Annotated in this window: 24 protein-coding genes and 1 pseudogene; 9 read left to right on the forward strand and 16 right to left on the reverse strand. The window is 62.6% G+C overall.

What is annotated here, in order from left to right:
* The 3 genes and pseudogenes from R4P65_RS24685 to R4P65_RS24695 all read left to right on the forward strand — a co-directional run.
* Positions 1-387, forward strand: a pseudogene (locus R4P65_RS24685) (ABC transporter ATP-binding protein); the annotation flags it as partial.
* Positions 387-1,178 (forward strand): ABC transporter permease, encoded by a 792-nt coding sequence (locus R4P65_RS24690; protein WP_317828497.1) that lies wholly within the window; start codon positions 387-389, stop codon positions 1,176-1,178. The pseudogene R4P65_RS24685 and the gene R4P65_RS24690, both read left to right, overlap by 1 nt.
* A 180-nt stretch (positions 1,179-1,358) precedes the next feature.
* On the forward strand, positions 1,359-1,547 hold the full coding sequence (locus R4P65_RS24695; RefSeq protein WP_317828498.1) for a hypothetical protein: 189 nt from the start codon (positions 1,359-1,361) through the stop codon (positions 1,545-1,547).
* 9 nt (positions 1,548-1,556) lie between these two features.
* Here R4P65_RS24695 and otsB read toward each other — a convergent pair whose 3' ends face one another.
* On the reverse strand, positions 1,557-2,345 hold the full coding sequence (gene otsB / locus R4P65_RS24700) for a trehalose-phosphatase (protein WP_317828499.1): 789 nt from the start codon (positions 2,343-2,345) through the stop codon (positions 1,557-1,559).
* A gap of 174 nt (positions 2,346-2,519) precedes the next feature.
* Between otsB and R4P65_RS24705 the strand changes: the two genes are divergently transcribed.
* Together R4P65_RS24705 and R4P65_RS24710 are read left to right on the forward strand one after the other, a co-directional pair.
* Positions 2,520-2,849 (forward strand): type VII secretion target, encoded by a 330-nt coding sequence (locus R4P65_RS24705; RefSeq protein WP_317828500.1) that lies wholly within the window; start codon positions 2,520-2,522, stop codon positions 2,847-2,849.
* The gene (locus R4P65_RS24710; protein WP_317828501.1) at positions 2,846-4,087 is read left to right on the forward strand and encodes a hypothetical protein; all 1,242 of its coding nucleotides are present in this window, start codon (positions 2,846-2,848) and stop codon (positions 4,085-4,087) included. Before R4P65_RS24705 ends, R4P65_RS24710 begins: the two co-directional genes overlap by 4 nt.
* 48 nt (positions 4,088-4,135) lie before the next feature.
* Here the strand turns inward: R4P65_RS24710 and R4P65_RS24715 are convergent, their stop codons facing one another.
* The 4 genes from R4P65_RS24715 to R4P65_RS24730 form a co-directional block, all read right to left on the reverse strand.
* On the reverse strand, positions 4,136-5,125 hold the full coding sequence (locus R4P65_RS24715) for a malate dehydrogenase (RefSeq protein WP_317828502.1): 990 nt from the start codon (positions 5,123-5,125) through the stop codon (positions 4,136-4,138).
* Positions 5,126-5,191: 66 nt separating this feature from the next.
* Entirely contained in the window at positions 5,192-5,821 is a 630-nt protein-coding gene (locus tag R4P65_RS24720) for a hypothetical protein (RefSeq protein ID WP_042919891.1), read from the reverse strand.
* A complete protein-coding gene (hisS, locus tag R4P65_RS24725) occupies positions 5,811-7,082 on the reverse strand; it encodes a histidine--tRNA ligase (protein WP_317828503.1) in 1,272 nt (423 codons plus the stop codon). Before hisS ends, R4P65_RS24720 begins: the two co-directional genes overlap by 11 nt.
* Before the next feature lie 15 nt (positions 7,083-7,097).
* Positions 7,098-7,778: an MBL fold metallo-hydrolase gene (locus tag R4P65_RS24730; protein ID WP_230817260.1), complete on the reverse strand. Its 681-nt coding sequence runs from the start codon at positions 7,776-7,778 to the stop codon at positions 7,098-7,100.
* A 194-nt stretch (positions 7,779-7,972) separates the two neighbouring features.
* On the opposite strand from R4P65_RS24730, the gene R4P65_RS24735 reads away from it, so the two are divergent.
* Together R4P65_RS24735 and R4P65_RS24740 are read left to right on the forward strand one after the other, a co-directional pair.
* Positions 7,973-8,854 carry a peptidylprolyl isomerase gene (locus tag R4P65_RS24735; RefSeq protein WP_317828504.1) on the forward strand — a complete coding sequence of 294 codons (882 nt, stop codon included), beginning with the start codon at positions 7,973-7,975 and terminating at the stop codon, positions 8,852-8,854.
* Complete coding sequence (locus R4P65_RS24740) at positions 8,854-9,666, forward strand: peptidylprolyl isomerase (protein ID WP_411742586.1); 813 nt, start codon at positions 8,854-8,856, stop codon at positions 9,664-9,666. Before R4P65_RS24735 ends, R4P65_RS24740 begins: the two co-directional genes overlap by 1 nt.
* Before the next feature lie 50 nt (positions 9,667-9,716).
* Here the strand turns inward: R4P65_RS24740 and R4P65_RS24745 are convergent, their stop codons facing one another.
* The 10 genes from R4P65_RS24745 to R4P65_RS24790 form a co-directional block, all read right to left on the reverse strand.
* A complete protein-coding gene (locus tag R4P65_RS24745; RefSeq protein WP_230817258.1) occupies positions 9,717-12,128 on the reverse strand; it encodes a RelA/SpoT family protein in 2,412 nt (803 codons plus the stop codon).
* Between the two features lie 98 nt (positions 12,129-12,226).
* Complete coding sequence (locus R4P65_RS24750; protein ID WP_269068758.1) at positions 12,227-12,805, reverse strand: adenine phosphoribosyltransferase; 579 nt, start codon at positions 12,803-12,805, stop codon at positions 12,227-12,229.
* A complete protein-coding gene (locus R4P65_RS24755) occupies positions 12,802-14,532 on the reverse strand; it encodes an ABC transporter substrate-binding protein (protein WP_317828505.1) in 1,731 nt (576 codons plus the stop codon). Before R4P65_RS24755 ends, R4P65_RS24750 begins: the two co-directional genes overlap by 4 nt.
* A 2-nt stretch (positions 14,533-14,534) precedes the next feature.
* Positions 14,535-15,758: a protein translocase subunit SecF gene (gene secF, locus R4P65_RS24760; protein ID WP_317828506.1), complete on the reverse strand. Its 1,224-nt coding sequence runs from the start codon at positions 15,756-15,758 to the stop codon at positions 14,535-14,537.
* Positions 15,755-17,491, reverse strand: coding sequence for a protein translocase subunit SecD (secD, locus tag R4P65_RS24765; protein ID WP_317828507.1), 1,737 nt, complete (start codon positions 17,489-17,491; stop codon positions 15,755-15,757). Before secD ends, secF begins: the two co-directional genes overlap by 4 nt.
* A 197-nt stretch (positions 17,492-17,688) precedes the next feature.
* Complete coding sequence (gene yajC / locus R4P65_RS24770; RefSeq protein ID WP_230817254.1) at positions 17,689-18,036, reverse strand: preprotein translocase subunit YajC; 348 nt, start codon at positions 18,034-18,036, stop codon at positions 17,689-17,691.
* Between the two features lie 138 nt (positions 18,037-18,174).
* Entirely contained in the window at positions 18,175-19,272 is a 1,098-nt protein-coding gene (gene ruvB / locus R4P65_RS24775) for a Holliday junction branch migration DNA helicase RuvB (RefSeq protein WP_317828508.1), read from the reverse strand.
* Positions 19,269-19,868 carry a Holliday junction branch migration protein RuvA gene (gene ruvA / locus R4P65_RS24780; RefSeq protein WP_317828509.1) on the reverse strand — a complete coding sequence of 200 codons (600 nt, stop codon included), beginning with the start codon at positions 19,866-19,868 and terminating at the stop codon, positions 19,269-19,271. The genes ruvB and ruvA overlap by 4 nt, the downstream gene beginning before the upstream one ends.
* Entirely contained in the window at positions 19,865-20,434 is a 570-nt protein-coding gene (gene ruvC / locus R4P65_RS24785; protein ID WP_020907638.1) for a crossover junction endodeoxyribonuclease RuvC, read from the reverse strand. Before ruvC ends, ruvA begins: the two co-directional genes overlap by 4 nt.
* Positions 20,435-20,559: 125 nt before the next feature.
* Entirely contained in the window at positions 20,560-21,312 is a 753-nt protein-coding gene (locus R4P65_RS24790; RefSeq protein ID WP_230817251.1) for a YebC/PmpR family DNA-binding transcriptional regulator, read from the reverse strand.
* 145 nt (positions 21,313-21,457) lie between these two features.
* On the opposite strand from R4P65_RS24790, the gene R4P65_RS24795 reads away from it, so the two are divergent.
* Both R4P65_RS24795 and R4P65_RS24800 read left to right on the forward strand, forming a co-directional pair.
* Positions 21,458-21,814, forward strand: a complete 357-nt coding sequence (locus R4P65_RS24795) for a GntR family transcriptional regulator (protein WP_317828510.1) — start codon at positions 21,458-21,460, stop codon at positions 21,812-21,814.
* Positions 21,811-22,731, forward strand: coding sequence for a hypothetical protein (locus tag R4P65_RS24800; RefSeq protein ID WP_317828511.1), 921 nt, complete (start codon positions 21,811-21,813; stop codon positions 22,729-22,731). Before R4P65_RS24795 ends, R4P65_RS24800 begins: the two co-directional genes overlap by 4 nt.
* A 13-nt stretch (positions 22,732-22,744) precedes the next feature.
* Here the strand turns inward: R4P65_RS24800 and R4P65_RS24805 are convergent, their stop codons facing one another.
* The gene (locus tag R4P65_RS24805; protein WP_230817249.1) at positions 22,745-23,446 is read right to left on the reverse strand and encodes a GAP family protein; all 702 of its coding nucleotides are present in this window, start codon (positions 23,444-23,446) and stop codon (positions 22,745-22,747) included.

Here is a 23,446-nt window from a genome sequence, read left to right on the forward strand (position 1 = left end):
CGGGGTCGGTTGATTTCGGATTCGACGGTGGCGGAGTTCGTGGATCGTTCGTCGGAGTCGACGGTGCGCGTGCGCAGCCCACAATTGGACGCTCTCCATGCCGCATTGACTGCCCACGGACTGACTGTCCGCGAGGAGCATTCAGGATCGGAGCCGGTGTTGGTGGTGGTGGATTCGACCACTGATGTGATCGGCGGTTTGGCGGGTTCGCAGGGAATCGTGTTGTACGAGTTGGCGTCCCAGTAGGGATCGCTCGAGGATGCGTTCATGAAGTTGACCGGAGACGATGTCCAGTACCACGCGTCCGGTATCGATCCGGGTGCCGGAGCCCACCATGTAAATGCACAGCAGGCAAACACACAGCAGGCTATGGGAGGTGCACTGTAATGGCTGTTATCAGTGCTGAACGTATCAAGATCACCACGACCAAGTCGCCGCTGTGGTGCACGATCACCATCATCGTCCTAGGGTTGGGCGTCGCCTGGATGATCGGGCGTTCGTCGAGTTCGAGCATTCAGGCGTACAACGATGAAGCCGAATCAGGAACTCCTGATTTCGAGAAATTCCTCCCCACGTTCAACGACGCGGGGCTAGGAGTATCCGGATTCGGCGTCATGGTCCTGATGATCATGGCGGCGCTCGCGATCACCAGCGAGTACCGCTTCGGCATCATCCGTACTACCTTCCAGGCCATCCCGAGTCGGGCTTCGGTTCTGATCGCCAAAGCCGGCCTGATCGGGGCTTTCGGCGCGGTGCTGTCCTTCGTTCTCATGCTCGGCGCGGTATTCGTCACCAAAGCTGCTGCAGGATCTGAAGGTTCCACCAATCTGGCACTGGACAACGCCGATGCCTGGCGCGCCGTTTACGGCGTACCGATCTTCGCGTTCCTCTGCGTCGCCCTTGCTATTGCCGTCGGAGCACTCCTTCGTCAGTCCGCCGGCGCCATTGCACTACTGCTGCTGTGGCCACTGCTCATCGAGAGCCTGTTCGGGATGTTCGGATCCTTCGGCAGAAACGTCTCACCGTTCCTCCCGTTCGCCAACGCCGACCACTTCCTCTCTTCGGGTTCGAGCATCAATTTCCATTGGGGCCCTTGGGGAAGCCTGTTCTACTTCGCAGCATTTGTGCTCGTGATATTCGGAATCAGCATCGCCGTCGTCAACAAGCGCGACGCCTGACCGAGACACAAACTGACCACGACCAAAACTGACCGCACCGGAGCCCTTCCGGTGCGGCCAGTTTTGCGTTGACAGAACCCGCAGATACGTTGCCGACTGCATGCTGGCAGCCGGGCGGCGAACATCGCTGGATCTGAACACACGCGGATTCGCGTCGCTCTGTCCCGTAGACGCGGCACCTTGCAAGAAGACGATGCTGATGCGGAGAGAGGTCGACATGCCGCGCAACTCGATCGAATCTACAACGCACTGAGTGACCGACTACCCGACCTCACCCGGCGGGTAGTGATCACCGGCGTCGGACATCAATGCACACCGGACAACACGGAAGAAGTCAACCTGGCGCCGGTCGAGTTCTTGGCAGACTGACCTTACGCGTCAGCGTTCCAGTTGCGCGGCAAGATCCTTCATCCAATCCAGGAATGCCTGCGGGCCGTCGAACTGGACGCCGTCGACTGCGGCAACTTCTGGTGCAATGTCATCGCCCTTGACCACCAGCGCTTCTCCCCCGGACGCGATGGCCGCAGCAAATGCTGGTAGATCTCCGCGGTCGTCACCTGCGTACGCGACGACGTCGACTCCCGCGGCCTCGATCGCACGAAGAAGACCTGTCCCCTTGTTCTCCCTGACGGGTGGACGCAATTCTTCGACCAGCTTGCCGGGCTCACGATGCAACCCGGTCCGGCTCGCGATTTCAGTTGTCGCTGCTTCTACCAGGCGCTGCGCGGCCGCTCGATCTGCAGCCCGACGCCAATGCACGGCCACCGCAAGGCCTTTGCTCTCGACATGGATACCAGGAACTGCCTGAGAATCGAACAAGCGGCGCAGTTCGGCTTCTGCTTCAGCAACGGCATCACTGAACGCCGCGACAGCCGGAAGCACGTCGATTCCGTTCTCCGTCCAGGTCTCGACACCGTAGGAACCCATGAGTACAACCGAATCCAGACTCAGCCGTTCTCGCAGAAACGACACCGGCCGCCCCGAAAGCAGGCCGACTACACCGAGATGCTTCGTCAGAGTCGCGAGCACGTCCTCGGCGCCGGGCAGGAGTGCACTCGCCGACGGATCATCGACGATGGGTGCAAGCACACCGTCGAAATCCATCACCAGTCCAGAACGAGCTGGATCGGACGTGAGTCGGAGGATGACGTCCGAAGCGGTTCGCATGGTTCGAGTGTGCCAAATCGATCGCGCCCGCAATACCAACACCGGATCCGAATGTAATCTCTGCCACTTCGTCCAGGTTGTCCGGAACCGCTGGGGAAGTCGTGTTCTCTCCGTGCAAGGGCGGACTGTGGTCCGATACAGTTCTCACGACGCTTACCAACTGGGGGGGTAATGATGAGCGAATTGACTGTCGTCACTGACGACATCCGTAAGTACGGCTCGACGTCGGCCGAAGCGGCAGGACACATCGCGCAGGCCGCCGTCGTCGATCTGGGAGCCAACATCGCGGCAGTCGCACCGGCCGTGGGCCCCGTCGGGATCGAATTTCTCGACGCATTCGCGCGCGCTCAGGCCACACACACCAAAGATGTTGCAGCACTCGCCACGTTCTACGCCGGCAATGCCGCAATTGCCGTTGCAGCCGCGCAGGCCTATGACACGACAGATCATGCAATCGCGTCAGATTTAACCGGCGTGGCTGGATCGACGGACATGACCGCGTGAACACCGATCGCATGGACACCGAAGACGACTCGACGACGGTCCTCGAACTCCTTCAAGGTGGTAGTCCAGTCCCGGCACTGCCGAACAACGCGGTCGACTCGATGCTCGCCGGCGTACCGGTTCCGGCGCTCCCCGGAATCGAGGATCTATTCGCGCCGTTGATCGAACTCGGGAAGAGTCTCGGCACAGGCGCTTTTGCCGGCATCGATCCCGTCGGCATCTTCAGCCAGGCGTCCACGCTGATCGACCAAGCCATGGGACTGTCCAACAGCGCAGTCGCCCAGGTGGGGCAGACCTGGCACAGCACCGGCCGTGACGCCGCGACCGAACTGTCGCGATCCGCACAGAAAAGCGGTGCAGAATTGAGCGAACGCGGAACCGCGATATCGAAAACCACTGCTGCCGCCGCGGAATCGGTGCAGCGAGGCAATGCAAATCTCGCGGCGATCGCGCAGTCCTTCGCCGCCACGGTTGCGGCTGCTGCACCGATCGTGTGGACACCACCCGGGCAGGCGATGTTGCTTGCCTCCGCAGCTGAACACATGCAGGCAGCCGTCGCGGCGGTGACTCGGACTCGTGGGGAGATGCTCGGGCACACCGCTGCCATGAACGCCCTTGCCGGGTCGATCCCCGTTCCGACTCCACCGACCAGTGAGGCACTCTCCAACCTGGTCACTCCGGAGGCAATCAACAACGCCGCCCGTCAGATCGCCCAACCTCTTTCTGCATCAACCGATGCCGGTGATGCGTACTCCACCCACCCGGACTCCACGCAGTCAGGCACCGACGCAGTTCGGACCTCGGCAGCGCAGGCAGGCGCCGGACTCGCGACCGGCGTCGACAAGCTGTGGGGCGCGGGCAATTCGTCGACGTCACTCGCAGCTGGCGGATCGCAGTCACCCGGTACGACAGCGAACTCCGGTGGAGCGTGGGTGGGCGGGAACGGCGCGAGCGGTGGAACTATGAGAGGCGCAGTGGGAGTTGCTGCAGTTCAACCGGTTCCGGTAGCAACGCCCGCCCTGGGTGCAACATCTTCGGCGGTCAGCGGCGGCGGTATGACGCCCGGGGGCATGATAGGCGGCGGACCTCGCGGATCGCGGGACGAGTCGTCACGCACCACTGCGGGGTATCTCGTCAATGCCGGCGACGAAAATTCGATGGTCGACGATTTACCGATGGTATCCCCGCCCGTGCTCGGCGCCGAGGATCCCGATCAGTACCTGTACCGAGATCTCTGATCGGGTCTCCCGGGCGGGGCGGCATGACAATCCCAGACAAAGCTCAGTTCAGACGAAGCCCAGCTCCCGAACCGACGCACGCTCCTGCTCCAATTCGCTGACGGACAGGTCGATCCGTTCGCGTGAGAAATCGTCGATCGCGAGGTCCGGAACGATAGTGAATTCACCATCGGCACAGGTCACCGGGAAGGAGGAGATCAACCCTTCGGGCACGCCGTAGGAACCGTCCGAACACACGGCCATGGATACCCAGTCGTCCTCGGCCGTCCCGATCACCCAGTCACGGACGTGGTCTATCGACGCACTAGCCGCACTTGCCGCAGAGGACGATCCACGCGCAGCGATGATGGCGGTGCCTCGTACCTGCACAGTCGGGATGAAATCGTTCTCCACCCAGTCGCGGTCGTTGATCACCGCGAGCGCAGGATTACCCGCGACGGTCGCGTGGGACAGGTCCGGGTACTGCGTCGCCGAATGGTTTCCCCAGACGGAAACCTTGCGCACCGACGATGCACGAACGCCGGTCTTCTTCACCACCTGCGCAATCGCTCGGTTGTGGTCGAGACGCGTCAGCGCACTGAACCGAGTATCGGGTACATCCGGCGCGTTGTTCATCGCGATGAGAGCGTTGGTGTTGGCCGGGTTTCCGACGACCAGCACCTTGACGTCCGAGGCTGCGTTGTTGTTGATCGCCTTGCCGTGCGCTGTGAAAATCGCGCCGTTCGCGCTCAGCAAGTCGGCGCGCTCCATCCCCTTGCTCCGCGGACGTGCACCGACCAGCATCCCGACGTTGGCGCCCAAGAAGGCGACATCTGGATCGTCGGTGATGTCGATGGAACTCAGCAAGGGAAAGGCGCCGTCTTCGAGTTCCATCGCAACGCCTTCGGCAGCGGACACAGCGGCAGGAATCTCGAGCAGTCGAAGTTTGATCGGGACGTCCGCGCCGAGCATCTCCCCCGCAGCAATGCGGAAAAGCATTCCGTATGCGATCTGACCCGACGCTCCAGTTACCGTGACGGTTACGGGCGCAATACTCATTGCCGACTCCTCACCTGCCGTTTTCACGACTGTCCGTTCTACAACGCTGTAAGAACGGTTTCCACGCTAGTCGAGTAATCCGGCCACTTCGTGGTCTGTCAGTGTGGTTCTCGGCACTCGTCCCTCCGCCGTCACGAGTTCGACGGCGCGGTACAGTGGACGCTCGGCCAGTCCGGCGCCGCGGGCTTCGGCACGCAACTGTTCGATCAGCACCGAGGACAACGCGGCAGCCGGCACCAACTCGCTGGCAGCGAGGGCGTCGGCGAGCTTGCGGAGTGCAAGGATCTCCAACTCGCGCCCGCCTCCTGCCGTGTACAGCGCGAGCGGTATCCGCACGGTGGACCGTCCGTCGCCGAGTGTCAGGCTGACCTCGCTGATCCGGCCGGATCGCACCGTCAACGCCGCCGTGAGAACCTCGGCCACGTCGACGTCGTTGGTTCGAAAACCAGCTTGCGCACGAACTCTGTTGCCGTACAACGTGATATGTCGGCGTAGCGTCATCAGGATCGCCAGTGACGTCGGCACCGCGATGACGGCACCGACGATCACTCCAACGGTCGCCGTCGAGAACACACTGACGATCAACCCGACGACCACACCGAACACCACGACAACAACGGCGAACTTCTTCAGCCGCGGCGCGATCAACGCCACGGGAACCAGATCGAGCGAAACCGGTTCGGCCTCAGTGCTCAACGAGATCCCCGAGCTTGTCGACAACCTGGTCGAGCGCCACTGTCTCCTGCTCACCTGTTGCCAACTGTTTGACAACGACGACGCCCTCTTCGAGCTCACGCTCGCCGAGAACCAATGCGATTGCGGCACCCGATCGATCAGCTGCTTTCATCGAGCCCTTCACGCCCCGATTTCCGTACGCCAGATCGACACGAATTCCGTTGGCACGCAATTGATGCGCGATCTTGACCAGCGCCGCCTTCGCCTCGGCGCCCATTGGCACACAGAAGACATCGACACGTGCCGGTGGTGCGACCGACTTTCCCTCGGCTTCGAGAGCCAGAACCGTGCGGTCGACGCCGATCCCGAACCCGATCCCCGAGAGCGGCTGTCCGCCCAGTTGTTCCATCAGACCGTCGTAACGACCACCGCCGCCGATTCCGGACTGCGCGCCCAGTCCGTCGTGCACGAATTCGAAGGTCGTCTTGGTGTAGTAATCGAGGCCGCGAACCATGCGCGGGTTGACGACATAGGGAACGCCCAAGGCGTCGAGGTGCGCGAGCACCTCGTCGAAGTGAGCCTTGCAACTCTCCGACAGGTGATCGAGCATGAGCGGTGCGCCGGCTGTCATCTCGCGTACATCTGGGCGCTTGTCGTCGAGCACCCGAAGCGGGTTGATCTCGGCGCGTCGACGCGTGTCTTCGTCGAGCGGGAGTGCAAAGAGAAACTCCTGCAGCAGTTCGCGGTACTGCGGTCGGCAGGTGTCGTCGCCCAGAGAGGTGATTTCGAGGCGGAAGCCGTCGAGCCCCAACGACCGGAATCCGGCGTCGGCGATCGCGATGACCTCAGCGTCGAGTGCGGGGTCGTCGATCCCGATGGCCTCGACGCCGACCTGCTGCAACTGACGGTAGCGACCGGCCTGCGGGCGCTCGTAGCGGAAGAACGGGCCCGCGTAGCTGACCTTTACCGGCAACTGTCCACGGTCGAGGCTGTGCTCGATGACGGCACGCATGACGCCGGCAGTTCCCTCGGGACGCAACGTCACCGAACGATCGCCACGGTCGGCGAACGTGTACATCTCCTTGCTGACGACGTCGGTGGACTCGCCGACGCCGCGCGCGAACAGGCCGGTGTCTTCGAATATCGGCAACTCGATGTGGCCGTACCCGGCCAACCTGGCGGCGCGCGTCAAACCGTCACGAACGGCGACGAATTCGGCTGACTGCGGCGGAACGTAGTCCGGAATGCCTTTGGGTGCAGAAAAGGTGCTGACTTTACTCACGAGAGGTACTTTTCCTTATTCTTGTGCGCTGAGTCCAACGAGAAACGGGTTCGAGCTTCGCTCGGCGCCGATCGAACTGTTGCCGCCGTGCCCGGGCAGGAGCACTGTCTCGTCACCGAGTCCCAGTAGCTTGCGGGCGATCGAGGCGAGCAACTGCTCGTGATTTCCGCCGGGCAGGTCGCTGCGCCCGATGGAACCCTGGAACAGGGTGTCACCGGTGAACGCCAAGTCCACGGGTCCGTCCTCGGTGTTCGCCTGGGTTCGGAACACCACGGATCCCTGTGTGTGCCCGGGCGTGTGGTCGACGACGAACGTCATTCCGGCCTCGGTGATCTTGTCGCCGTCGGCCAGTTCGATCACCTCGTCCGGCTCCACGAACGTCATGCCTTGAATGAATTCCTTCATCGTCGGGCCTATCCCCCGTGCCGGATCGCTGAGCATGTAGCGATCCTCGGGATGGATGTACGCGGGTACGGAATATCGCTCACAGACCTCGCGGGCCGACCACACGTGATCGAGATGACCGTGTGTCAGGAGGACCGCGTTGACCGTCATGTCCTTCGAGTCGAGATATTCGAAGAGCGGCTCGGCCGCATCCTGTCCCGGGTCGACGACTACGCATTCGCACGCGTCGACCTGGGCGAGTATGTAGCAGTTGGTTTGGAACATCCCGGCCGGAAAACCAGTGACGAGCACGGGGGCAACTCCTCTTCGAAAGGCGGAAACGAACAACACGGTGTCGGTTACAGCCTAAGCTGCTGCCCCGCCAGTAAGTTCTCAGGTTGCAATGGGAGACTCTGACGACGAGTAGAGCCGCTTGCCGAAGCCGACCCCAGGGTGTCGCTCGGCCGGCCGACCACGATCCACCCGCGATACGGAGGACTACAGCAGTGCCGAGTAACGAGCAACGCCGCGAGGCGGCGAAACGCAAGCTCGAGCGTCAGCTCGAACGTCGCGCAGAACGTGCCCGCAAGCGCAAGCAGATGACGATAGCCGGAACTGCACTCGGCGTTGTTGTCGTAGTCGGTGTCGTCGGCGGCCTCATCTGGTTCAGCAACCGCAGCGACGACGACGCGAACACCACCAACACTGCAGCCGACGACTCGAGCCTCACGCCGCAAACTGCGGGTGCGATGCCGGCCGGTCTGTCGACGCCACTGGCCGACACGGTTTCCTGCTCTTACCCGGCGGACAGTGCTACCGCGTCCAAGGCCAACAACCCGCCTCGTACCGACGGGATTCCCACCACCGCCCCGGACGCGACACCGAGCATCAGCGTCGAGACGTCACAGGGGAACATCGGGCTCACGCTCGACGGAACGAAGTCTCCGTGCACGGTCAACAGCTTCGTGAGTTTGGCGCAGCAGGACTACTTCAACGACACCACATGCCACCGCATGACAACGAGCCCGTCGCTCCAGGTTCTGCAGTGCGGTGATCCCTCCGGCACTGGCTCCGGCGGCCCGGGATACGGATTCGACAACGAGTTCCCCACCACGGCGTACGCCACCACCGACCCGGCGGCGCAAGAGCCCGTCACCTACGCGCGCGGCACGGTTGCGATGGCCAACACCGGGGCACCCGGTAGCAACGGCAGTCAGTTCTTCCTCGTCTACGGCGACTCGCAACTTCCGCCGCAGTACACGGTTTTCGGCACGATCGACGAGACCGGTCTCGCCACTTTGGACAAGGTCGCGGCCGGCGGATCGACTCCAGAGGGTGACGGCAAGCCGAATCTGACCACCGACATCAAGACAGTAAGGCTCGACTGATGCGACGTAATCCTGTGATGCGCTTTCCTGTAGTTATTGCCGCTGCAAGCGCCGCGGCGCTGCTTCTGGCTGGTTGTTCCAGTGATTCCGGTAGCTCGGATTCGCCGTCCAGTACCTCCAAGGTGAAGACGACAACGGCTGCCATGCCGCCGCTCGACATGTCACAGTTCGAGGCACTCCCGCCTGTCCCGGCGCCGTCCGCTGCAACCGTCGACTGCTCGTATCCGAGCGCGGCGGGCGCAGCAAAGACCGTCAATCCGCCGAGCTCCACCGGCGTATCCACCGAGGGCAACGTCACCGTGGCCTTGACGACGACGGCCGGCCCGATCGGGATGGAACTGAATCGCGCAGCAGCCCCCTGCACGGTCAACAGCATCGTGAGCCTGACCGAGCAGAAATTCTTCGACGACACCCCGTGCCATCGACTCTCGACGATGCCGGGTCTGCAGATTCTCCAATGCGGCGACCCGTCGGGTAAGGGCACCGGTGGACCGGGGTACCAGTTTGCAAACGAGTACCCCACGACCACATACGCCGGGAACGACCCGGCGCTGTCGCTGCCGGTCGTCTACCCCCGTGGCACTCTGGCGATGGCTCATTCGTCCGTACCTGACAGCAACGGCAGCCAGTTTTTCCTCGTCTACGAGGATTCGATGCTGCCGCCTGACTACACGGTTTTCGGCACCATCGACGACGCCGGCCTCGCGACAATCGAGAAGATCGCGGCCGACGGCGACGACGGTGGCATGGGAGCAACCGGCGGCGGTGCACCCAACACGCCGATCACCATCGAGACTGCAGTAGTCGCCTGACCCTGTGCGCCTTTATTAACCGCCCGCGGTTAATAAAGGCGCACAGCAGTTTACGAGGCAGAAGTCACCCGGTAGACGTCGTAGACACCTTCCACGTTACGAACCACGTTGAGCACATGACCCAGGTGCTTCGGGTCACCCATCTCGAAGGTGAACTTGCTGATCGCCACTCGGTCGCCGGACGTGGTGACCGAGGCGGACAGGATGTTCACCTTCTCGTCGGCCAACGCCTTGGTGACGTCGGAAAGCAACCGATGACGATCGAGCGCCTCGATCTGGATCGCGACCAGGAACACCGACGTCGCTGACGGTGCCCATTCGACGTCGATGATTCGCTCCGACTGATCGTGGAGCGAGTTGGCGTTGGTGCAGTCGGTACGGTGCACACTGACTGCTCCGCCGCGCGTGACGAAGCCCAGAATCGAATCGCCCGGAACCGGCGTGCAACACTTCGCAAGTTTTGCCACCGTGCCGGGAGCCCCGGGAACCAGGATTCCGGAGTCACCCGTGCTGCGGGTGCGCACCGGCATGGTCGACGGCGTCGAACGCTCGGCCAGTTCCTCCTCGACGGCGCCGACGCCGCCCAGATGAGCAACCAGGCGCTGCACGACGTGGTGCGCCGACACCTGACTCTCGCCTACAGCCGTGTACAACGCGGAGACGTCGGGATAACGAAGTTCGTGCGCGATGGTGCTCATCGATTCGGCATTCATCAAGCGCTGCAACGGAAGTCCCACACGGCGGACCTCCTTTGCGATCTGGTCCTTACCGGACTCGAGTGCCTCCTCGCGCCGTTCCTTCGCGAACCACTGTCGGATCTTCGCCTTGGCGCGCGGGGAGACGACAAACGTCTGCCAATCGCGACTCGGCCCGGCGGTTGCGGCCTTCGACGTGAAGACCTCCACCACTTCGCCGTTCTCGAGAGTTCGCTCCAGCGCGACCAATCGGCCGTTGACCCTGGCACCGATGCATCGGTGCCCGACCTCGGTGTGCACGGCATATGCAAAATCGACCGGAGTCGATCCGGCAGGCAACGTGATGACGTCACCCTTCGGTGTGAAGACGAAGATCTCCTTGACCGCGAGGTCGTAACGCAGCGATTCGAGGAACTCCCCCGGATCGGCCGCTTCACGTTGCCAATCGAGTAGCTGACGCATCCACGCCATGTCGTCGACCTCGGCGATGTCACCCGCGTGCTTGCCCTTGGTCTCCTTGTACCGCCAGTGCGCGGCAATACCGAACTCCGCGGTCCGGTGCATGTCCTGGGTCCGGATCTGGACCTCCAGGGGCTTGCCTTCCGGTCCCACGACGGTGGTGTGCAGCGACTGGTAGACGCCATAGCGCGGCTGTGCAATGTAGTCCTTGAAGCGACCGGCCATCGGCTGCCACAGTGAGTGGACAACGCCGACCGCGGCGTAACAGTCACGCACTTCTTCGCACAGAATGCGGACGCCGACCAGATCATGGATGTCGTCGAAGTCGCGGCCTTTTACGATCATCTTCTGATAGATCGACCAGTAGTGCTTGGGCCGGCCCTCGACGATGGCGTTGATCCGTGAGGCGGACAGCGTCGAGTTGATCTCGGCCCGAACCTTGGCCAGATAGGTGTCACGAGACGGCGCGCGATCTGCAACAAGTCGAACGATCTCGTCGTACTTCTTCGGGTGAAGGATCGCGAACGAGAGGTCTTCGAGTTCCCATTTGACGGTAGCCATACCGAGTCGATGCGCAAGTGGCGCAATGACTTCGAGAGTTTCCCGTGCCTTGCGCGCCTGCTTTTCGGGCGGCAGGAATCGCATCGTGCGCATGTTGTGCAGACGATCCGCAACCTTGATCACGAGCACGCGCGGATCCCGCGCCATCGCGATGATCATCTTGCGGATGGTTTCGCCCTCGGCTGCGGTGCCCAGAACGACCTTGTCGAGTTTGGTGACTCCGTCGACGAGGTGAGCGACCTCGTCACCGAAATCCTTGGTCAACTCCTCGAGTGAGTAACCGGTGTCCTCGACCGTGTCGTGCAGAAGAGCCGCGACGAGGGTGGTGGTGTCCATTCCCAACTCGGCCAGAATGCTTGCGACGGCCAACGGATGCGTGATGTACGGATCGCCGGACTTGCGCCGCTGGCTCGAATGTCTGTCCTCGGCGACGTCGTATGCACGCTGGAGCAGCGCGAGGTCGGCCTTCGGATACAGCTCACGGTGAAGGCTGACCAACGGCTCGAGCACCGGGCGGATGGTGGCATTGCGCTGACCGGTGATGCGCCGAGCAAGCCGAGCGCGCACCCTACGAGAGGCGGAAGCGGGCACGGCCAGGTTCTGCCCACCCCGATTGCCGGTAGTTTGCGCAGATCCCGAATCGTCGGGCACCGCGGACTTCGATGGTGTCGTCTCCGGAGACGGAACTGCACCCGTCTCCTGCGACACTGCACCCGAGTTCTGTGATCGATCAAGATTCGACGTCATGTCGCCACCTCCTACCACCGAGTTGGATGAGGCAACCGCCCTGCATCGGGTAATTGCCCTGGAGGTCTAACTCGACCCCCAGGAGACAACTTTAATACTCAGACCTTCACCAGGGATGTCAGTGGGTACTTCAAGAAGCGATCTCGACCGCGCAATTCCTCGATCTCGAGCACCACTGCGACGCCGACGACGTTCGCTCCACCCAACTCAACCAACTGTACAGCCGCCTCGAGTGTCCCTCCGGTAGCCAGAACGTCGTCGATCACGAGAACATTCCGCCCGGCGAGATCGAAGCCGTTCGCCGGGATCTCGAGAGTCGACGATCCGTACTCGAGGCTGTACGAGCGAGAGAGCACCGGCGGCGGCAGTTTGCCGACCTTACGCACGGCCACCACCCCAGCGCCCATCTTCGCAGCTGCGCCGGCACCGAGCAGGAATCCGCGGGCATCGACGGCTGCGATCGTGTCGGCGTCCGGGGCACAGGCGACAAGGGCGTCGAGCACGGCGCCGAACCCCTCTGCGTCGGCGAACACCGGAGTCAGATCGGCGAACCGCACTCCAGGGCCCGGGAAGTTGTCTGCCCAGCGGGTCAGCCGAACAACAGCGTCTCCGGCGGCCCGGTGGATTGCGATCAATTCTTCAGGCGTGTGCAAGGCAACGCCATTCGAGACGGTCATCTGCGTAATACCCATCTGTCCATGTTCCAGCCGCTAGCGGCACGAGTCGGATTGACCAAGACTGCCGACATGCCTGGAGCTACAGCGACAGTTCGTAGTTGATTGAACAGTGGAATCGTAGGCACCTGAGTCCAGAGGATGTTCTCCGCCTCCACCGAGAGTCCCAATTGCGCACTCGTGCTCGCATCCACGTTCAGCTGATCGATGATCTGATCGATCCTCGCGTTTCCATAATTGCCGAGGTTTGCACCGTTGCCCGATCGCAACGCTCCGCGCGCGTCGATCATGCTCGCTGTTCCGCCCGCCCCGACTTTGCCGGCCATGCCGGAAAGCACAGCGTCGACTCCCCCGGACTGCAGACTCGTAGGATCGAAGCTGTCGCTGCTCGCGTCCTCGATCGTGATTCCCGCCGGAGCGCACGCTGCTTTTGCTTCGGAGACGATCTGCGCCCGCACCGGGTCCGGCGCCAGGTAGCCGACTCGGACGGTCAACTGTTCGAGGTCAGCTTCCGACAACGAGGTCTTCGCAGCCTCGACGTCGGAATTGGCGTACCGATCACCGTCAACCGCAGCGGCGTCGCTGTAGACCAGTGAATCCGGCGCCATCAGTCGCGAATCGACCACGCCGGAGCCCAGACCGGCCTGCGGCGCGTTCTCCGTCTGACCGAACTTCTCGAACAACGCTGTCCGCGGAACACAATGCGCGAACGCTCGCCGCGCGGCTTCGTCGCCCAAAGAACCCGACGTCGCGAGAACGAACTGCTCGATCGACCGCGACGGAATCTGTTGGACGTCGAAACCGGACGGAGTACCGAGCTGGCCGGCAGACCCGGAGGCGACGTCGACGACCTCGATCGAGCTCTTGTCGAGATCCTCGTTCAGATTCACACCACGTGGCCAAACGACGATGCGATCGGTCGCCGGCTGGTTACCCCACCACCGCTCGTTCGCGACCAGCACCAGACCGTCGTCGGCACTGTACGAGTCGATTCGATACGGTCCGGCGGAAGGCAGTACCGAAGTGTCCACCTGACCTGGAGTCAGGTTCCACCCGGTGTTCCAGAAGTCCGCGATCTTCGACAATGCTTCGGTGTCACCGGCATTCACCGCGCTCACCGCGTCGCTGACACCCGTGCGCTGCGTCACGATGTGTGAAGGCATCAACGCAGTCGCACCGAACAACGACCGCCAATCGGTGAACGATCGCCCGGGTTTGAAGAACACCGTCGCATCCTTCGACCCGCTCTGGCAGTCGATCCGGTCGATGTCCGCGTAACCGAGATTGTTCGCCGTATCGAACATGGGCTTCACGGAACCGTCGACATCTTTGGTGAACTTGCCACTCGACGCCGCCCACGTGAGGACCAGATCGTCGCAGGACATCGGAATCCCGTCGGAGTACACGGAAGACGGGTTGAGCTTGTACGAGACGGTGAGCACGTCACCGGGCAACTCCGACGCCGTTCCGATGTCGGTGTCCGACACGGGCGCCCCCGCCGGACCGGTGAACGTGAAACCGGGAAGCACCCGGCCGAACGCGGCCATCGCTCCGGACACCGACCCAGCTGTCGTGTTGGCGTTGTACGTGGTGATGGAGTTGTCGATGGCGTATCCGATGGACGGAACCTGCTCGGCGCTTTCCGAGCAGGCCGCCAACGAACCCGCAGCCACCGCGGTGGCTGCAACGAACGTCATCGATCGAACCAGTGTGCGTGTTCTTGGGAGCATGTTCAGTGCCCCTTCTTGTTTCGCTTTCCGGTCGGCCGCGCACCCGGCTGCGGAGCAACCGACGCACGGCGTGCAACTGGTGCGCCGACGGCAACCGCCTGCGTACCCTTCTCGGCCAGCGTAGCCCGGCGGGCGAGCACCTTACGAGTGTGCGCGGCGACGGGTCCCCAGCGTTCCTTCATCGACACCAGGAGCGGCGTCGCGAAGAAGATCGAGGAGTACGCACCCACGATGATTCCGACGAGCTGAACGAGCGCAAGGTCCTTGAGTGTGCCGACGCCGAGCATCCAGACCGCGACCACCATCAGTGCGATCACGGGAAGCACACTGATGACGGTCGTGTTGATCGAACGCATCAAGGTCTGATTCACCGCGAGGTTGGCCTGCTCGCCGTACGTCCGGCGCGTCAGGTGCAGAACACCGCGGGTGTTCTCTTCGACCTTGTCGAACACGACCACCGTGTCGTACAGCGAGAAGCCGAGAATGGTGAGCAAACCGATCACCGTCGCGGGCGACACCTCGAAACCGACGAGCGAGTAGACGCCGGCGGTGACGATGATGTCGAAGAACAACGCGACGATCGCGGCTACCGCCATGTCTCTCTCGAAGCGGACTGCGATGTAGATACTCACGATCACCAGGAACACGATCAGCGCGATCAGCGCCTTCTTGGTGATCTGACCGCCCCAGGTTTCACTCACGTCCGCGAAACTGATGGCTTGCGCCGACGGGTTCCCGTCCTTGTCCTTGGGCTGGAACTCGTCGAAGAGGGCCGACTGCAGTTCGTTGATCTGCGTCGCGTTCAGCGTCTCCGACCGAATCTGCACGGTAGCACTGGCGCCCGAGCCGACCGTCTGCACGGTTACCGGCTCGAATCCGAGCGTGTCTGAGTAGACGGTTTCGACCGCCGACGTCTCGACTCCACCCTCGGCCGGGAACTGAATGCGCGATCCACCCTCGAAATCGATACCGAAGGTGAACCCGCGCAGGATGATGCTCAGCAGCGCGATCGCGACCAGAGCGCCGGTCAGTCCGTAGTAGAAGCGACGCTTGCCGACGACCTCGAACGCACCCGTTCCGGTGTACAGCCGTGAGAGCCAGCTGTGCTTGGGCATCGCGCCTTGATCGACGCCTGAGTCGGTGATCTCCGAGCGGGCGGCGGCGTCTGCGGACTCGGCCGAGGAATTGTTGGAAGGCCCCACCGGGGAGTTGTTGGACTCGCTCATGCTCGTGTCTCCTTAGCCGACGCAGCGGCGGCAACCTTACGTTCGCGGGCAACCTCTTGCACTGCGCCGAGACCGTTGACGCTGGGCTTGGACCAGAACGCCGAACGGGACGCCATGCTGACCAGTGGCCACGTCACGAGGAACACGACAATCACGTCGAGGATGGTGGTCAGGCCCAAGGTGAAGGCGAAGCCTCGCACCTGTCCGACCGCCAGCACGTACAGAACTGCAGCGGCGATGAAGCTGACCGCGTTGCCGGAAAGAATGGTCCGACGCGCTCGCGCCCAACCGCGTGGCACCGCCGAGCGGAAGCTACGGCCCTCACGCATTTCGTCCTTGATGCGTTCGAAGAACACGACGAACGAGTCGGCGGTCATACCGATACCGATGATCAGACCTGCCATACCGGCCAAGTCGAGTGTGAAGCCGATGTATCTACCGAGCAGAACCATGATTGCGTAAACCATGACTCCCGAGAGAATCAGCGACAACGCAGTCAGGACGCCGAGCATGCGGTAGTAGACCAGGCAGTACAGCAGAACGAGCACAAGACCCACCGCGCCGGCGATCAGTGCCGCCTGCAGTGACGCCAGGCCGAGCGTGGCCGAGACCGTCTCGGCTTCCGAGGCCGCGAACGACAGCGGAAGCGAACCGTACTTGAGCGTGTTGGCCAATTCCTTGGCACTGTCAGCGGTGAAGCTGCCGGTGATCGAGGTGGCGCTGCCCGCGGGCGTTGCGCCTTGAATCGTGGGAGCGCTGACGACCTTCGAGTCGAGCGTGAAGGCTGCCTGCTTGCCAATGTTGGCTGAGGTGAACGCGGCCCAGGTGTTGCTGCCCGTCGTCTTGAACGAGAGGCTGATCTCGTGACGCGACTGCTGTGAGTTGAAGACCGACGAGGCGTCGGCGATCTCCTGGCCATCGATGATCGAGGGACCGAGGAGATAGATGTTCAGTCCGTCTTGCGAGCACGCGACCAGCGGCAGCGTGGGGTCGTCGTTTCCACGAAGCGGATCTGCGACGGAGCAGTCGAGGTTCGCCACTGCTTGCTGCTGCACGGTCGGATCGGTGCTCTGTCGGAGGGCGCGCGCTGCGGCGATTTCCGCTGCTGCTGCGTCGCCTTCGTCGGTGCCGTCACTCGATGCGTCCCCGCTGGGAGCCGGCGTTGTCGTCTCCGGCGCCGGAGTTGTCTCCGGAGTGGTCGGGTCCTGAGCCAGGAACGGACGATTCTGCGGAGTCTGGGTCCCGTCGGCGGGTGCCTCGGGGGCCGGAGCATCAGTGGCCGGAGCATCAGTGGCCGGGGTTTCGGCCGCCGGCGCCTCAGGGGTAGCTGTCCGACTCGCGTCACGGGTGGCGACATCGATCGAACCGGTCACCGGCCGGATGTAGAGGCGGGCGGTCTGACCGAGCGAGCGAGCCTGTGCGCTGTCGTCGCCGGGAACCGTGATGACGAGGTTGTCACCGTCGATGACGACCTCGGAGCCGGAAACGCCGAGACCATTGACGCGGGTCTCGATGATCTCCTGCGCCTGCTTGAGACTGTCCTGACTCGGAGCACTGCCGTCCGGGGTACGAGCGGTCAACGTGACCCGCGTTCCACCCTGCAGGTCGATGCCGAGTTTCGGCGTGGCCGACTTGTCTCCAGTGAAGAACACCAGGGCATACAGTGCCACCACCAAGACCCCGAAAAGGGCCAGGTAGCGGACCGGATGCACCGTTCCGGTGGAAGGTGCCACGATCTTTAAGTCTCCTCAGTAGGTGCAGAGCTTCAGTAAGTGCACGGCTCGGGTGGTCGACGACCACCCGAGCTGCGGCGTTCGAACTGCAACGATTGATCAACGGGGTGAACTGAGCTGCTGGTGAAAGAACGGACAAACCGATCTGGACGTGTGTCCGAGTTCACAACTCTAGAACACGTACCAGGTCGACGAAGTCAGGACTCCTTGGTGAGCCGGATTTCGGTGTCGGTAGCAGACTCTTCGATCTCGGAAATCGAGTCGTCGTCGTACTCGTCGGTCTCGGTCGTCTCGACGACGCGCTCACGGATGACCAGACGAGACCAGGTGGTGATGACACCGTCGGCGATCTCGAGGTCCACGGTGTCGTCGCCTAGAGAAGCGATCGTGGCGTAGAGCCCGGCTGTGGTCTGCACCCGATCGCCGACCTGCAGCGAGTCCTGCATCTCGGAAGTGGCAGCCAAAGCCTTCTTCTGCTTGCGCATGCCCAGGAACATGGGCACCAGCAGTGCGAGGATCAAGAGTGGGAAAAGCAAACTCGACATGTGTTGATCAACCTCGGTTGTGTTGCACGTTTTACGCCGCGATGGTCCCGGATGGACCTACGCAATACACCAGTGTGCCATTAGTTGCTGAGGATTCCTGACAGATCGGCCGTTCAAGTAGGCCTTTCCAGTCGAAATTCACTCTCTGTTCGGATCGAACAACATGGCCTGCGGTTCGTTGACACGAACCTCGATACCGCCCGCGGCGGCATCCGGCGGCGGTGTCATTCCGAGTTGAGTCCAGGCAGCGGCGGTAGCCACACGTCCTCGCGGCGTCCGGGCGATCATCCCGGCACGGACCAGGAACGGCTCACACACTTCTTCCACCGTTGACGGTTCCTCGCCCACGGCCACAGCCAGCGTCGACACGCCGACGGGCCCGCCGCCGAATGAACGCACCAACGCACTCAGAACGGATCGGTCGAGTCGGTCCAAGCCCAACTGGTCCACGTCGTAGACAGCCAAGGCGGCCTGAGCGACGTCCATGGTGACGATTCCGTCGGCACGAACCTCCGCAAAGTCGCGAACCCGTCGCAGCAATCGGTTCGCGATACGCGGCGTCCCCCGCGAGCGTCTCGCGATTTCGGCGCCGGCGTCAACTTCGAGATTGACTCCCAGAATTCCCGCCGAGCGCATCAGAATCTGTTGCAACTCTTCGGGTTCGTAGAAATCCATGTGCGCGGTGAACCCGAAGCGGTCACGCAACGGACCGGTAAGGGCACCGGATCGGGTTGTCGCACCGACCAGCGTGAATGGTGCGACCTCCAGAGGAATCGACGTGGCGCCGGGCCCCTTACCGACGACGACGTCGACGCGGAAGTCCTCCATCGCGAGGTACAACATCTCCTCGGCCGGACGAGCGATTCGGTGAATCTCGTCGATGAACAACACGTCGCCCTCGACGAGATTGCTCAGCATCGCCGCCAAGTCCCCGGCGCGTTCGAGCGCCGGCCCGGACGTCAGCCGCAGGGAGGAGCCCAACTCCCCCGCGATGATCATCGCCATCGACGTTTTACCGAGTCCGGGCGGACCGGACATCAGGATGTGGTCAGGCGTGCTGCCACGAAGTTTTGCGCCGGTGAGCACGAGCTGCAATTGCTCGCGGACTCGGGGTTGACCGATGAAGTCGTCGAGACTCTTGGGGCGCAAACTCGCTTCGACGTCGCCGTCTCCTGCCACCAATTCGGCAGAGACCTGCGATTCGTCTTCGAAATCGTCGATCGGATCGAAGTTCATCGAGTCTTACCGAGCAGCGACAGGGCAGAACGCAGTGCTACCGCCGTAGTGGCCTCGGGCGATTCCGCCAGAACCGAATCCGTGGCCTGCTCGGCCTGCTTGATCGGGAAACCCAATCCTTCGAGAGCTTCGACGATCTGATCACGGATCGAACTGCCGACGACGACACCGGAAGCCGCGCCGGCCGTCGTAGCGACGGCGTCCACTTTGTCGCGCAATTCGACGACCATGCGCTCAGCGCCGCGTTTTCCGATACCGGGGACTCTCGTCAACGCCGTCAGGTTGCCTTCCGACAGAGCACGCCGTAGTGCGTCGGGTTCGAGAACTGCGAGAGTTGCCATCGCCAGGCGCGGCCCGACTCCCGAGACCGTCTGCAGGAGGCTGAACAGGTCCTTCGACTCTGTATCGGAAAAGCCGTACAGCGTCATCGAATCTTCGCGAACGATCATCGTCGTGAACAGGCGCGCTTCACTTCCGCGATGGAGCGCACCGAGCGTCACGGGGGTGGCATTGACCCGATAGCCGACACCTGACGCTTCGATGACCGCGTGGTCGAGCGCAATATCGAGTACCTCGCCGCGTACCGACGCGATCATCGCGAACCTGCCTTCTTCATCTCGGCCAATTTTGCCTGATACTTACGCATTTGTTCAGCGGCCATCGCCTCGGCGCGGGCCATTCGCTCGATCATCGGTGCTCGCCAGCAGTGACAGATCGCGAGCGCCAGAGCATCAGCGGCGTCAGCCGGTTTCGGCGCCGTCTTCAAGTTCAGGATTCGCGTCACCATCGCGGTGACCTGCGCCTTGTCTGCGTTACCGCTGCCGGTAACGGCGGCCTTCACCTCGCTGGGCGTGTGGAAACACACCGGGATGCCGCGTCTGGCGGCAGCGAGCGCGACAACTCCGCCTGCTTGCGCCGTCCCCATCGCCGTACTGACGTTGTGCTGCGCGAATACGCGCTCGATCGCGACGACCTCCGGCTTGTACTGCTCGATCCACAGTTCAGCCGCATCGGAGATCCGCAGTAGCCGAGACCCGAGGTCCATCTCGGGCGGGGTCCGCACCACGTCGACAGCAATCGGGCGCACTTTCCTGCCGTTGCTCCCGTCGACCACACCCAACCCGCAGCGAGTCAAGCCTGGGTCCACTCCGAGCACGCGCACTTTGTCACACCTCTCCATACCGAACAGCTGTTCGATAGCTTAGCGGTGCGCGGGCCTACTACCCCGCATCAACACGCAACCCGGCCGAGACGCGGACGTCAGGGCCGGGTTGAGTTGAAAAGCAATCAGTCTTCGAGAGCCGCGAGAACCTCGTCGGACAGATCGATGTTGGTGTAGACGTTCTGCACGTCGTCAGAATCTTCGAGCGCGTCGACGAGCTTGAAGATCTTGCGTGCGCCGTCGACATCCAAGGGAACCTCGACGGAAGCGCGGAAATCGGCTTCGGCGGAGTCGTAGTCGATGCCAGCTTCCTGGAGTGCCGAACGTACGGCAACCAGATCCTGTGGCTCACTGACGATTTCGAAGGTTTCACCGAGATCGGTGACCTCTTCGGCACCGGCGTCGAGCACAGCCATCAGGACGTCGTCCTCCGACTGGCCGTTCTTCTCCAGTGTGACGACGCCCTTGCGAGCGAACAGGTAGGAGACCGAACCCGGGTCAGCGAGGTTGCCACCGTTGCGGGTCATCGCGGTGCGAACTTCACCGGCTGCGCGGTTACGGTTGTCGGTGAGGCACTCGATCAGAACGGCGACGCCGTTGGGTCCGTAGCCCTCGTACATGATGGTCTGCCAGTCTGCGCCGCCCGCTTCTTCACCGGCGCCGCGCTTGCGCGCACGCTCGATGTTGTCGTTGGGAACTGACGTCTTCTTCGCCTTCTGGATGGCGTCGAACAAGGTGGGGTTGCCCGTGGGATCGCCACCGCCGGTTCGTGCCGCCACCTCGATGTTCTTGATCAGCTTCGCGAAGGATTTGCCACGACGTGCGTCGATCACAGCCTTCTTGTGCTTGGTGGTGGCCCATTTTGAGTGGCCGCTCATGCGATTCAAGCCCCTTTCCTGCTGCGTTGCGCACGCCGAATGCGCGTCTTTCAGCTCTGCCGATGTTACCCGTCCCACGTCACAACTCGCTGCATCCCCCGACACGAATTGACCAAACACCGCATTGTTCGCATAGAATGCAAACATGTCGGTCCGAATAGATCACGCCTCCACAACTCCACTCGCGGAACAGATTGCCGCCGGGGTTCGTGGCTCGGTCATCCGCGGCGAAATCGGCCCGGGCGATCGACTGCCGTCCGCTCGCGCTCTCGCCGAGTCGATCGACGTCAATCTCCATACGGTCCTTCGTGCGTACGCAACACTCCGCGACGAAGGCCTGATCGACCTCCGACGCGGACGTGGCGCCGTCATTCGCGCCGAATTCGACTCGGGAAGAACGGCTCTCAACGAATCTGCACGCGAGTTCGTTCGGCAGGCCCGAAATCTGGGACTCGACACCGCGCACATGCTCGACCTCATCAAGGAGACCAGCACACAATGACGACCAGCAAGATCCGACTCTGGACAGCGGCTTCGCTGACTCTGATCCCGACCCTGATCCTGGTTCTCGCGCGCTTCGCGTGGGGCGACCAGCTACCCGAGACCGTCGCGAGCCATTGGTCCGGATCGAACCCGGACGGGTTCAGCACCACGACGACATTCTTCGCCATCGCGCTGGCGCTTTCACTGGTGGCAGGCGTTTTCGCGTGTGTTGTCGCGGCCCGTTCGAGCGCCAACGCGCCCCTGTTTCTCGCCGTCACCTCGATCTCGAGTGCGACGCTGGCGACGATCTGGATCCTGAGCGTCGCCCTGACGATCGACGCCGGAACGCCGGAAGACGCACGTATCGGCTGGTGGATTCTTGCGCCGATCGCTGCGGTACTCGTAGGAGTTCTGGCATACGCGCTGCCTGACCAGCAACGAAACGGCCCGGAGTCGGCACTGCCGACCCCGACGCTCGATACTCCGCTCACGGCCTCCGAACGTGCAGTGTGGGTCGGGCAGGTCCGCAGCATCTGGCCGTGGATCGCTACCGCCGGCCTCGTAGTTCTCGTGATCGCGACTGCCGCGTACTCGGATTGGTGGGTTGCCGCGATCCTGGGTGTGTCCACCCTCGCCGTCACAGCATTCGCGTCGGTCACCGTGCGCGTCGACCGTCACGGTCTCGGCATCAGTTCCTGGGGCGTTCGATGGAAGAAAATCCCCATCTCGAAGGTGAAGTCCGCATCGGTCGATTCGATACGTCCGGCCGAATGGGGTGGATGGGGTTACCGGATCACACCGCGCGGAACGGCCGTCACTCTCCGCTCGGGTGAGGCGATCGTGGTCACTCTCGAGAACGGACGACTGTTCGCCGTGACCGTCGATCACCCGGAAGACGGTGTGAAGCTGATCAATTCGTTGGTTCAGGCTGGTTGATTCACGAACAACGTCAATTCACGAACAACACGGCAGCGGCATTGCCGGCGAGGTAGAAGCCGGCAATGCCGAACACCCAACCCATCGCGCTGTCGCCGTGGCGAGAGATGAACGAGTCCACCCCGCGCAGCGGCTTGTCGAGGCGGTTGCCGGCCACGATCCTCCCGCACAACAGAAGCACTGCCGGCGCGGCCATGATCAGGCAGTAACCGGCAAGTATCGACGCAGACGTGACTGCGGACAGCCCAGCAGCGGTGATCATCGCGATCGCCGCCAAGTAGGGCAGCATCGTCACCAACTCGGCGGTCCCGGCAGCAATTGCCAGAAGTACGACACTTCTCGCGGAACTGGCCGAGCCGAGCACCCGCTCTCGCCAAACATGAGTTCGATCGGCCTGACCGGATGTGCGCCTCTTCTCGGAATCGAATCGAAAGCTCCACGCGAACAAAACGATACCGAGTATCAACTGCGTAACGCGGGCGGCGGGGGTTTCGAGCAGCGGGGCGACGACAGGCATACCTGCCCGCGCCGTCGTCCAGACTGCCACCCCGACAACAAAATAGAACGTCGTGATGACCACCAGATACGTCAGCAGCCTGCGAACCTGCGGTCGTCCCGGCATCAACAACATCCAGACCGGGACGACCAATGTTCCGATGCTCGTACTGTCCAGCAGGGCGAGCCCGCCCAGGGTCGTGAGCAGGACGAGTTCCAC

The organism is Rhodococcus sp. IEGM 1318 (assembly GCF_033142465.1).
Lineage (GTDB): Bacteria > Actinomycetota > Actinomycetes > Mycobacteriales > Mycobacteriaceae > Rhodococcus_F > Rhodococcus_F qingshengii_B.